Here is a 10,881-nt window from a genome sequence, read left to right as displayed (position 1 = left end):
ACTCCGCCGCTTCCGTTAGATCAGCCCGTACGAAGGGTCTCCGGCGACTCGCTCGGAGGCCCTTCCGAGTCGGAACGCGCTGTCCGCGGCAGGCGAACGGTGTAACTCGATCCCAACCGGAAAGCTGACGGCAAGAGCGGAAGAGGGAGCAGGTCATGGACTGGTTGTGGCGCGCGCTGGCGATCGCGGGGTCCATGACCTGGGAGATCTTGTGGGCGCTGATCCTGGGGTTCGCCCTGTCGGCGATCGTGCAGGCGGTGGTTCGCCGGGAGGCGATCACCCGGGCGCTCGGGGACGACTCCCCCCGAGCCCTGGCCACGGCCACCGGATTCGGCATGGCCTCCTCGTCGTGCTCCTACGCCTCGGTGGCACTGGCCCGCTCGCTGTTCCGCAAGGGGGCGAGCTTCACGGCGGCCATGGCCTTCGAGATCGCCTCAACCAATCTGGTCGTCGAACTGGGCATCATCCTGGCCCTGCTGATGGGCTGGCAGTTCACCCTGGCCGAGTTCGTCGGCGGCCCCATCATGATCGTCCTGCTGGCGGTGCTGTTCCGCGTCTTCCTGCGCCGGCGCCTGGTCGACGAGGCGCTCCGCCAGGCCGAGCGGGGAGTGGCGGGGTCGATGGAGGGGCACGCCGCGATGGACATGTCCGTCACCGGACCGGGCTCGTTCTGGCGGCGGCTGACCTCGGCCAAGGGCCTCACCTCGGTCTCGCACATCTTCGTCATGGAATGGGCGGCCATCTGGCGGGACATCGTCGCCGGTCTCCTGATCACCGGTGCGCTGGCCGCCTGGGTGCCGATGGACTTCTGGAAGAGCTTCTTTCTGACCGACCACCCGCTGTGGGCCCGCATCTGGGGGCCGCTGGTCGGCCCGATCGTCGCGGTTGTGAGCTTCGTCTGCTCCATCGGCAACGTGCCGCTGGCGGCGGTGCTGTGGAACGGCGGAATCAGCTTCGGCGGGGTGGTCGCGTTCGTCTTCGCCGACCTGATCATCCTGCCGATCCTGAACATCTACCGGAAGTACTACGGCATGAAGATGGCCGCCTTCGTCGCGGGCACCTTCTACGCCACCATGGTGCTCGCCGGCTACGCGGTCGAGCTCCTGTTCACACTGCTGGGCCTGGTGCCGAGCCATCGCAACGCCTCCGTGGTCGAGGCCCACATCTCCTGGAACTACACCACGTGGCTCAACATCGCCTTCCTGGTGATGGCCGCGGTGCTGCTGATCCGGTTCTTCGCCACCGGCGGCCTGCCGATGCTCAAGGCGATGGGCGGCGGCCCCGACGACTCCCACCAGGGGCACCACGGCCACCACGGCGACGACAGTCCGGACGGGCCCTGGCACGCCGCCCCCGATGACCCCCACCGCCACCCCTAGCGTCCGGGCCGCTCTGGCGATCGGCCGCGCCTACGCCGGCCCCGGCCCGGAGGGGTGAGTGGGGAAAACGCCGTGGCGGCCGGCGCCGGCGGCGAAACGCGCGGCGCCGGTCACGCCCTCGCGCTCCACGATCGGGACGCCCGCCGCCCCCTCGGCGCGCAACGCCTCGTCCAGGGGCAGATCCAGGGAGGCGTAGGTGGAGGCCCGGTCGGCCAGGACGCATTCGAAGGGGAACGCCGCGATCTGCCCGGCCAGCTCACGGGCCGCCTCGACCGCCCGGCCCGGCTCGACGACCCGGTTGGCCAACCCGATCGCGAGTGCTTCGTCGGCCCGCACCGGACGGCCGGTGAGGATCATGTCCAGGGCGCGGCCCAGGCCGACGATCCGTGGCAGCCGGACCGTGCCGCCGTCGATGAGCGGCACCCCCCAGCGACGGCAGAACACCCCCAGCACCGCGTCGGACTCGACGATCCGCAGGTCGGCCAGCAGCGCCAGCTCAAGCCCGCCCGCGACCGCGTACCCGCTGATCGCGGCGATCAGCGGCTTGCTCAGCCGCATCCGGGTCGGCCCCATCGGGCCGCTGCCGCCTCCCTCGGGATCCAGTTCGTTGCGCCGCTCGGGATCCCCGACCGCGGTCAGGTCGGCGCCCGCGCAGAAGGTGCCGCCGCTGCCTGCCAGGATCGCCACCCGCCGGCCCGGGTCGGCCTCGAACTCCTCGAACGCCGCCCGCAGTTCCGCGGCCATGGCCCGGTCGACGGCGTTGCGCCGGTCGGGCCGGTCCATCCAGATCGTGGTGATCGATCCCTCGACCTCCACCCGCACGTCACCCATCGCTACTCCGGTCGGGTTCGCGGCCCGGCAGTCGTCCGGACCGGGCCGGTCCACGTGAGCTCGGGCAGGTTGACCACGATCGCCTCCTGGGTGCTCCGGGCGATGACGACCACGGCCTCCAGGTCGGGGTCGGGGTTCTCCTCTCGATGCGGCACGAACGGAGGCACGAAGATGTAGTCGCCCGGCTTCGTGTCGATGCGCACCTCGTGCGGCTCGTCGGCGTCGACGTCGAGGAACACGAACGACGGTGTGCCGCTGACCACGTAGATCGCGGTCTCGGAGTCGCCGTGGTGGTGGTTGGCGGAGACGGTCGCCGGAGCCACGAGGGTCTGGCCCATCCACAGCCGTCTCGCACCGACGGTGGCGCCGCTGATGGCGGCCTGGCGCCGCATTCCGCCCGTCTGCGCCGTATCGGAGGTCAGGCCGGCCGGTGCCACATGGTGCAGCCTCCGGTGGAACGGATCCTCGGGCAGGATGATGCTCACCGTCTCTCCTCCGGTGTCGGCAGGCGCGCCCACCGCACGCACTCGCGGACCGGGCGCGGCCCCGGTCGCCTGCCGGTGCGAGCGACCGCGGGTGCCGAGCGGTGGCGCCGGGGCTGTGACCCCGGTCGTCATGCTAGTTCCTCGTGAGGTTCCGCCGGGTCCCTCCGCTCACTCCCTCCCGCCGACGCCCCTGGCCAGGGGCGCGCGCCAGCGGTACCGCATGGCGAGCATGCGGAACGCGAAGGCGAGCACCGCCGAGGACAGGGTGGCGACGAACCCCCGCACCCCCAGCGCGTACAGCACGGCCATCGTCGCCGAGCCGAGCATCGCGGGCACGGCGTAGAGCTCCCGGTCGTACAGCAGGCTCGGCTTCTCGCCGGACAGGACGTCCCTGATGACGCCGCCGCCGACCGCCGTGCAGACCCCGAGGAACACGGCGTGCATCGGCGCGAGGCCGTAGTGCAGCGCCTTGGATGTCCCGACCGCGCAGAACAGGCCGAGGCCCGCCGCGTCGAAGACCAGCACCCCGGGCATCGCCCGCTCGACCTGGGGATGCCAGAAGAACGCGATGACGGCGGCCGCGATCGGCACGAGGAGATACCACGTGTCCCGCAGCGCGGCGGGCTGCACGCCGATGAAAAGGTCGCGCACGATGCCGCCGCCGACGGCGGTGAAGAACGCGAGCACCGCGATGCCGACCGCGTCGAGCCGTTTGCGTACGCCCTCCAGCGCGCCTGACAGGGCGAATACGAAAATTCCGGCGAGGTCGAGCACGGGGGTCACAGGGGCTCAGTCTCCCACATATCGGGCGAACCGCCGCGTCAAGATCGGCGCAATGGGACCCGATGGACGCCGTGGCGAGAGCGAGGAGCGGGGAGCGCGCCGGCGGCGGGACCTGCGGCGGGACCTACGGCGGGGTGCCGCTCGCGCCTCCGGTGTCCGCCGAGGCCCGGCGGCCTGCCGAGAGCAATGCCCTATTTCCCGTTCTTGTCGGGATCGACGGCGAACGTGATCACGCCCAGGTAGCCGTCGCCGTCCTCGCTCACCTTCATCAGCATGCTGGGCTTGTAGATGGCGTCGTGGTCGTTGAAGGTGTCCCTGCCCGTGTGCGCGGAGTACGGCTTCTCCTTGAACACCTTCGCGTTGAGGTCCTCGTCGAACATGACCTGTGTCGTCAGCGTGCGCTGGTCGCCGACATGCACCATCGCGTGGATGTGCACGGTGCGGCCTCGATACCAGCCCGGCCAGATCGTGGTGAACTCGACGATGCCGTTCTCGTCCGTGACCTGGGCGCCGCGCAGGTAGCGCTTGTCGTCGGTGGGGGTGAGGTCGGCCATCCCGTCGTTCGCGGAGGGCCCGCCGCCGGGTCCTCCCGGCGGCATGCCGGAGGGAGGCGCCCCGCCGGGTCCTCCGGCCGGCATGCCCGAGGGCGGCGGCCCGCCCGGGCCGCCGCCGGGCCCTGGCGCACCGCCGCCGCCCTGCCCGCTCGACTGCGCCTCGGCTCCCGAGTAGAGGCCCGCCGCGTCGCAGTGCCAGATCTCGACGACGGCGTTCGCCATCGGCGCGCATTTCTCGCTGTCCTGCATCCTGATGGCGACCTTGAGCCGCCTGCCCTGCCGGTCCTCGCGGATGTCGGAGCGGATCTTGTCGGCGTCGAAGTAGTAGGGCCCCTGGGTGGTCGCGGGCGTCAGGACACAGGTGTTGGAACCGGCGAATAGGCCGGTCAAGCCGGCCGACGTGCTCGTCGTCGGTGTGATCGAGACCGTGGCTCCCGACGTGGTCGTGACCGGGGCCGAGTCACCGGCCTTCGTGCCGCAGGCCGACAGCAGAGCGCCGAGCCCGATCGCGCCGATCCCGGCGACGGCGGTCCGTCGGCTGACCCTCTGGCCCTCGTGATCGTGTCCCGCAGCGCCCCGATGATCGTGTCCCACAGTGCCCCGGTGATCGTGTCCCACGATTGCCTTCCTCTCCTGAGGTGACGTCGGCGGGACGCTAGACCATCTGCATGAGGGTTGTCTTAAGAGCGGGCCGCGCCCGCCGGTGCTGGCCTCCGTACGCCCTGCACATTGGCTCCGCATGAAGCGGGGCCGGGTAGCGTCGGGAATGTGCCGCGGCAGGTCAACGGGTGTCCTGATGTCGGGCGCATCTGGGGCGGTCTGGTGCGCGATCATCATCTGACGCCGTTGGACGACCTGGCGCTCTCCGTGATCGAGCACGTCAAGCCGCTCGGTTTCACCGAGGTCATGATCTACGTGGCCAGCCTGCGGCCGCTGTATCTCGTGCCGCTGCCCGGGCAGCGCGACGCGTACGGCGAGCCGCTGAACCGCGTCTCCATCGACACGACCTTGGCCGGGCGCGCCTACCGCAACCTGGAGATCGTCCAGGCCCGTCCCGCCACCGACCCGTTCGCCGCCGAAGCCGCGGAACCGCTCGGCAGCGAGGGGGCGCGGCGTCTGTGGGTGCCGATGCTGAACGGCACCGAACGGGTCGGGGTGCTCGGCGTGACCGTGCCCGTGATGGACGAGACCACCGAGCGGATCGCGACCGAGCTGGGCAGCCTGGTCGCGCTGCTGGTGGTGAGCAAGCGCGCCTACAGCGACGCCTTCGTCCGGCTGGTACGCACCGAGGAGATGCACCTGTCGGCCGAGATGCTATGGACCCTGCTGCCCATCAGGAACTTCGCGACCGACACGATGACGGTCAGCGCCGCGCTGGAGCCGGCCTACCGCGTCGGCGGTGACGCCTTCGACTACGCCCTCGACGGCGTCACCCTCCACGTCGGAATCTTCGACGCGATGGGGCACGACACCTCCGCCGGGCTGACCGCGGCCATCGCCCTGAGCGCCTACCGCAACAACCGCCGCCGGCGCAGGGTCGGGCTGCTCGAGGTCAGCGACGCGATCGACGAGGCGATCGCCGGAGAGTTCGGCACCTCACGCTTCGCCACCGGGGTCCTGGCCGACCTGGATCTCCGCACCGGATGGCTGACCTGGGTGAACCGGGGGCACCCTCCGCCGCTCGTCCTGCGGCAGGGGCGGGTGGCCTCCGTGCTGGACTCCCCGCCGGACACCCCGATGGGTCTCCGCCTGGGCCCGGCCGCCGTGCTCGCGCGCCGCCAGCTCGAGCCCGGCGACCGGCTGCTGTTCTACACCGACGGCATCGTCGAGGCACAGACCCCGGACGGGGACAGGTTCGGGCTGGACCGCTTCGCCGACTTCGTCATCCGGCGGGAGACCGACGGCGTCTCCGCCCCGGAGACCCTGCGCCGCCTGATCCACTCGATCCTGTCCTACCAGCGCGGCCAACTGCAGGACGACGCCACGGTGCTGCTGGTCGAGTGGCGCACCGGGCGGCACCACCAGCTCACGATGTGAGCCGCGCGTGCGGCGGGCTCAGCCGCGTGCGAGCAGCTCCAGCGTGTCGACGACCCGGTTCGAGAAGCCCCACTCGTTGTCGTACCACGCCACCACCTTGACGTGCCTGCCGTGGACGCGGGTGAGGGCGGCGTCGAAGATCGACGACGCCGGCTGGCCGGTGATGTCGCTGGAGACCAGCGGCTCGTCGGCGTATTCGAGGATGCCCTTGAGCCTGCCGTCGGCGGCGGCGCGGTAGGCCGCGAGCACCTCGTCGCGGGTGACCTCGCGTGAGACGGTGGTGTTCAGCTCCACGATCGACCCCACCGGGACCGGCACGCGGATCGAGTCGCCCGACAGCTTGCCGTCGAGGTTGGGCAGCACCAGGCCGATGGCCTTGGCGGCCCCGGTGGTGGTGGGCACGATGTTCACGCCGGCCGCGCGGGCGCGGCGCAGGTCACGGTGCGGGCCGTCCTGCAGGTTCTGCTCCTGGGTGTAGGCGTGCACCGTGGTCATGAAGCCGTGCTCGATGCCGGCCAGGTCGTCGAGCACGGACGCCAGCGGGGCCAGGGCGTTCGTGGTGCACGAGGCGTTCGAGACGATCACGTGCCGGGCGGGGTCGTAGGCCTCGGTGTTCACGCCGTAGGCGAGCGTGACGTCGGCGCCGTCGGAGGGGGCGCTCACCAGCACGCGCCTGGCGCCCGCGTCGATGTGCGCGCGGGCGGCCTCCGCCTTCGTGAAGCGGCCGGTGGACTCCAGCACGATGCCGACGCCGAGCTCGGCCCAGGGCAGCTTGGCGGGCTCGCGTTCGGCGAGCACCGTGATGCGGCGGCCGTCGACCACGAGGTCGGTGCCGTCGACCTCGACGGAGCGGCCGAGGCGGCCGAGCGCGCTGTCGTACTTGAGCAGGTGCGCGAGGGTCTCGGGTGCGGTGAGGTCGTTGACGGCGACGACTTCGAGGTCGCTGTCACGTTCGAGCAGGGCGCGGAGGGTGTTGCGTCCGATGCGGCCGAATCCGTTGACGGCGATGCGGGTCATGGGCGTTCCTTTCGTTCCGCGCTCCATGATCGGCATCCGGGTGCCGGGCCGACAGTGGCTCGAAAGACAGCGTGCGCAAGGATCCAGCCAGAAGTTTCGCCACCGTTCGCAAGGATCTCGCCACATGACCCGGGTGCCGGGAAGCTCAGGCCGAGAAGGTGTGGCGGTACTCCGTGGGGGAGGTGCCGAGGATGCGCTGGAAGTGCAGGCGCAGGTTGGCGCCGGTGCCGAGCCCGACCCGGTCGGCGATCTGCTCCACGCCCAGGTCGGTGCGTTCGAGCAGTTCGCGCGCCAGGTCCACGCGTGCCCGGAGCACCCACTGCATCGGCGTGTAGCCGGTGTCCTCCACGAACCGCCGGGAGAAGGTGCGCGCCGACACCCGCGCGTGGCGGGCGAGGGTCTCGAGGGTCAGCCGTTCGGACAGGTGCGCCAGGGCCCACTCACGCGTGTTGGCGAACAGGTCGCCGAGCGGCTCGGGCACGCTGCGGGGAACGTACTGCGCCTGGCCCCCGCTGCGATAGGGCGCCGCCACCAGCCGTCTCGCCACGTGGTTGGACAGCCCGACGCCGTGGTCGCGCCGCACCAGGTGCAGGCACAGGTCGATGCCGGATGCCGCGCCCGCCGACGTCAGCACGTCGCCCTCGTCCACGAACAGCACGTTCTCGTCCACCCGCACGAGTGGATGCTTGCCGGCGAGGGCCTTCGTGTAGTGCCAGTGGGTCGTCGCCCGCTTGCCGTCGAGCAGGCCCGTCGCCGCCAGTGCGAAGGCCCCTGTCGAGATGGCCGCGAGCCGGGTTCCGCGCTTGTGGGCGGCCATGAGTGCGCCGACGACCGCGGCCGGCGGTTCCGTGGTCGCCGGCTCCCGATAGCCGGGGATGAATATGGTGTCGGCCTGCTCGAAGGCGTCGAGGCCCTCGGCCACGTGATAGGAGAGGCCGTCGCCGCCGGTCACCAGTCCGGGCGCGGCGCCGCACACCCGAACCTCGTACGGCATGCTCGGCCGGCTGGCGAACACCTGCGCGGGGATGCCGACGTCGAGCGGCTTCGCGCCCTCAAGCACAAGCACGGCCACGCGATGGTTCTTCCGGCTCATCGCCCTCCTTCGGCTCTTCAGCGGTCCGGCGGCGTCCCCTGCCGCCGTGACTGTCATGGCACCTGTCGCAAGCATCCTGCCATCGGCTCCGCCACGACCTCGGTCAGTGCGGCGGACTTCTTCGCGGCCGTTGACAAAGCATGGTTTTCCTACATAGTTAGTAGGTAAAGCCCTTTTGGGAGGTATGCGACCACGTGAAATTCCTCGCCATCACCCTCATCGCGCACGGCCCTGACCCGCTGACCGGCGAGACCAGGTCCACCACCGAGCGGTTCCGCGAAGTCGTGGACAACGCCGTACTCGCCGAAGAGCTGGGCTTCGACGGTTACGGGGTGGGAGAGCGGCACGAGCGGCCCTTCATCTCCTCCTCGCCGCCCGTCGTGCTCAGTCACATCGCCGCCCGGACCTCCCGCATCCGGCTGTTCACCGCGGTCACCACGCTCAGCCTGCTCGACCCCGTGCGGGCGTACGAGGACTACGCGACGCTCGACCACCTGTCGGGCGGCCGCCTGGAGCTGATCATCGGCAAGGGGAACGGGTCGGCCCAGGCGCGGCTCTTCCACGTCACCCCCGAGGACCAGTGGGACCGCAACCGGGAGGCGTACGAGCTGTTCCGCAGGCTCTGGCGGGAGGACAGGGTCACGTGGGAGGGCCGGTTCCGGCCGTCCCTCACCGACGCGGAGACCTGGCCGCGCCCGTTGCAGCAGCCGATCCGGGTCTGGCACGGCAGCGCCACCAGCAAGGACTCGGTCGACCTGGCCGCCCGCTACGGCGACCCGCTGTTCTCGGCGAACGTCACCAACCCCATCGAGCCGTACGCCGAACTGGTCGACCACTACCGCGAACGGTGGGCGCACTACGGGCACGACCCCGCCGACGCGCTGGTGGGCGCGGGCAGCGCCGGCTTCTACGCGGCGCGCACCTCCCAGGAGGCGATCGCGACCTACCGGCCGATCTACGACGCCCGGGTCGCGCTGTTCCGCAAGTCGGGCGTGGAGCCGGTCTTCCACTCGCTGGAGGACGCCATCGAGCGCGGCTCGATCCTCGTCGGCAGCCCGCAGCAGATCATCGACAAGGTCCTCCGCTACCACGACCGGCTCGGGCACGAGGTCATGCACCTCAGTGCGGACGCCGACGGCCTGACCCGGGCCCAGCACCGGGCGGCGCTGGAGCTGTTCCAGAGCGACATCGCCCCCGTGCTGCGCAAGGAGATCCCGAGCAGGCCGTTCCCCGCCGTGCCCGGGACCCCGCAGGCGGACGGCGCGACCCCGCAGGACGCCGTCGCGGCCCGGCAGAGCACCGCGCCAACCCCGCAGAGCACCGCGACGACCCCGCAGAGCACCGCGACGACCCCGCAGAGCACCGTCACGAGCACCGGAGTGCCGGCATGAGCGTTCCCCAGCCGACAGCACAGCCCACTGCGCAGCCGGGTAGCACAGCGCAGCCGGTCGGCACTGCGCAGCCGGGCAGCACAGCGCAGCCGGTCGGCACTGCGCAGCCGGGCAACCGGCCGGTTCCCCTGTCGATCCTCGACCTGTCCCCGATCCCGTCCGGCAGCGGCGCGGGAGACGCGTTGCGCAACAGCATCGACCTCGCCCGCCACGCCGAGCGTCTCGGCTACCTCCGCTACTGGGTGGCCGAGCACCACTTCGCGGCCGGCGTCGCGAGCTCGGCCCCGGCGGTGCTCATCGGCCTCATCGCGGCCGCGACGAACCACATCAGGGTGGGCTCCGGCGCGGTGCAGCTCGGCCACCAGACGCCCATCGCGGTGGTCGAGCAGTTCGGCCTGATCGACGCGCTCCATCCCGGCCGGATCGACCTCGGGCTCGGCCGGTCCGGGCAGCGCAGGGCGGAGGCCGTGGCGGAGGCCGTGGCGGAGGCCGTGGCGGAGGCCGGCCGGGCTCCCGAGGCCGCCCGGACCTCCGGACCCCGTGAGTCCCGGGTGGTGGACGGGCTGCTGATCCCGCCCGCGTTCTCCTTCGCCGAGCTGGCCCGCTCTCCGCAGCTCGCCCTCCAGGCCGCGCTGCTGCAACAGCCGGGCGCGCGGACCCCCGACTTCGCCGAGCAGGTCGACGAGGTCGTCGCCTTCCTGGAGGGCACCTACCGGTCGGCGGACGGGATCGCGGCGCACGCCGTGCCGGGTGAGGGCGCCGAGGTGGAGCTGTGGATCCTCGGCAGCAGCGGCGGGCAGAGCGCGAAGGTGGCGGGGGAGCGCGGCCTGCCGTTCGCCGCCAACTACCACGTCAGCCCGGCGTCGGTGCTGGAGGCCGTGGAGGCCTACCGGGAGGCGTTCACCCCCTCCAAGGTGCTGTCCGAGCCGTACGTCGTCGTCTCGGCGGACGTGGTCGTGGCGGAGGACGACGCGACGGCCAGGGAACTGGCCAAACCGTACGGCCTCTGGGTGCGCGCCATCCGCACGGGCCAGGGGGCGATCCCCTATCCGACGCCCGAGGAGGCGGACGCGCACGTCTGGAGCGATGCCGACAGGGAGCTGGTGGCCGACCGCGTGGACACCCAGTTCGCGGGCTCACCGGAGACGGTCGCGGAGCGGCTGCGCGTGCTCCAGCGGGTCACGGGCGCCGACGAGCTGCTCGTCACGACCATCACGCACGGGCACGCCGACCGGGTCCGCTCCTACGAGCTGCTCGCGGAGGCGTGGCACGGAAGACGCACGCCAGGGGCGAGATCGTGAACGTCCCCGG

11 protein-coding genes are annotated in these 10,881 nt (G+C 71.5%); 5 read left to right on the top strand and 6 right to left on the bottom strand.

Annotated features, from left to right (window positions below; genetic code table 11):
- The first annotated feature begins 155 nt into the window (after positions 1-155).
- Positions 156-1,379, top strand: coding sequence for a permease (locus Msi02_RS18185; RefSeq protein WP_204049452.1), 1,224 nt, complete (start codon positions 156-158; stop codon positions 1,377-1,379).
- Positions 1,380-1,409: 30 nt separating this feature from the next.
- On the opposite strand, the gene Msi02_RS18180 is transcribed toward Msi02_RS18185, so the two are convergent.
- From Msi02_RS18180 to Msi02_RS18165, 4 genes are all read right to left on the bottom strand, one after another.
- A complete protein-coding gene (locus Msi02_RS18180) occupies positions 1,410-2,210 on the bottom strand; it encodes a crotonase/enoyl-CoA hydratase family protein (RefSeq protein WP_204049451.1) in 801 nt (266 codons plus the stop codon).
- Between the two features lie 2 nt (positions 2,211-2,212).
- Positions 2,213-2,695 (bottom strand): cupin domain-containing protein, encoded by a 483-nt coding sequence (locus Msi02_RS18175; protein ID WP_204049450.1) that lies wholly within the window; start codon positions 2,693-2,695, stop codon positions 2,213-2,215.
- Positions 2,696-2,863: 168 nt separating this feature from the next.
- Positions 2,864-3,478, bottom strand: coding sequence for a trimeric intracellular cation channel family protein (locus tag Msi02_RS18170; RefSeq protein WP_204049449.1), 615 nt, complete (start codon positions 3,476-3,478; stop codon positions 2,864-2,866).
- 191 nt (positions 3,479-3,669) lie between these two features.
- Entirely contained in the window at positions 3,670-4,422 is a 753-nt protein-coding gene (locus Msi02_RS18165; RefSeq protein WP_204049448.1) for a peptidase associated/transthyretin-like domain-containing protein, read from the bottom strand.
- A 10-nt stretch (positions 4,423-4,432) separates the two neighbouring features.
- Between Msi02_RS18165 and Msi02_RS18160 the strand changes: the two genes are divergently transcribed.
- Together Msi02_RS18160 and Msi02_RS18155 are read left to right on the top strand one after the other, a co-directional pair.
- Positions 4,433-4,591, top strand: coding sequence for a hypothetical protein (locus Msi02_RS18160; RefSeq protein WP_204049447.1), 159 nt, complete (start codon positions 4,433-4,435; stop codon positions 4,589-4,591).
- 263 nt (positions 4,592-4,854) lie between these two features.
- A complete protein-coding gene (locus Msi02_RS18155) occupies positions 4,855-6,069 on the top strand; it encodes a PP2C family protein-serine/threonine phosphatase (RefSeq protein ID WP_239108486.1) in 1,215 nt (404 codons plus the stop codon).
- A gap of 18 nt (positions 6,070-6,087) precedes the next feature.
- On the opposite strand, the gene gap is transcribed toward Msi02_RS18155, so the two are convergent.
- Together gap and Msi02_RS18145 are read right to left on the bottom strand one after the other, a co-directional pair.
- On the bottom strand, positions 6,088-7,086 hold the full coding sequence (gene gap / locus Msi02_RS18150; RefSeq protein WP_204049446.1) for a type I glyceraldehyde-3-phosphate dehydrogenase: 999 nt from the start codon (positions 7,084-7,086) through the stop codon (positions 6,088-6,090).
- Positions 7,087-7,231: 145 nt separating this feature from the next.
- Positions 7,232-8,179: a GlxA family transcriptional regulator gene (locus tag Msi02_RS18145; protein ID WP_204049445.1), complete on the bottom strand. Its 948-nt coding sequence runs from the start codon at positions 8,177-8,179 to the stop codon at positions 7,232-7,234.
- A gap of 194 nt (positions 8,180-8,373) precedes the next feature.
- Between Msi02_RS18145 and Msi02_RS18140 the strand changes: the two genes are divergently transcribed.
- Together Msi02_RS18140 and Msi02_RS18135 are read left to right on the top strand one after the other, a co-directional pair.
- Positions 8,374-9,570 carry an LLM class flavin-dependent oxidoreductase gene (locus Msi02_RS18140; RefSeq protein ID WP_204049444.1) on the top strand — a complete coding sequence of 399 codons (1,197 nt, stop codon included), beginning with the start codon at positions 8,374-8,376 and terminating at the stop codon, positions 9,568-9,570.
- Complete coding sequence (locus Msi02_RS18135; RefSeq protein ID WP_204049443.1) at positions 9,567-10,871, top strand: MsnO8 family LLM class oxidoreductase; 1,305 nt, start codon at positions 9,567-9,569, stop codon at positions 10,869-10,871. Before Msi02_RS18140 ends, Msi02_RS18135 begins: the two co-directional genes overlap by 4 nt.
- Positions 10,872-10,881 lie beyond the last annotated feature (10 nt).

The sequence above is a fragment of the Microbispora siamensis genome (assembly GCF_016863095.1).
In the GTDB taxonomy this organism is placed as follows: domain Bacteria; phylum Actinomycetota; class Actinomycetes; order Streptosporangiales; family Streptosporangiaceae; genus Microbispora; species Microbispora siamensis.
The sequence above is the reverse complement of the archived record's forward strand: the minus strand, read 5'-3'. Positions and strand labels throughout refer to the sequence as shown.

Coding starts and splice junctions, on each gene's coding strand:
- Msi02_RS18185 (WP_204049452.1), top strand. CDS start 156: ATGGACTGGTTGTGGCGCGCGCTGGCGATCGCGGGGTCCATGACCTGG.
- Msi02_RS18180 (WP_204049451.1), bottom strand. CDS start 2,210: ATGGGTGACGTGCGGGTGGAGGTCGAGGGATCGATCACCACGATCTGG.
- gap (WP_204049446.1), bottom strand. CDS start 7,086: ATGACCCGCATCGCCGTCAACGGATTCGGCCGCATCGGACGCAACACC.
- Msi02_RS18145 (WP_204049445.1), bottom strand. CDS start 8,179: ATGAGCCGGAAGAACCATCGCGTGGCCGTGCTTGTGCTTGAGGGCGCG.
- Msi02_RS18135 (WP_204049443.1), top strand. CDS start 9,567: ATGAGCGTTCCCCAGCCGACAGCACAGCCCACTGCGCAGCCGGGTAGC.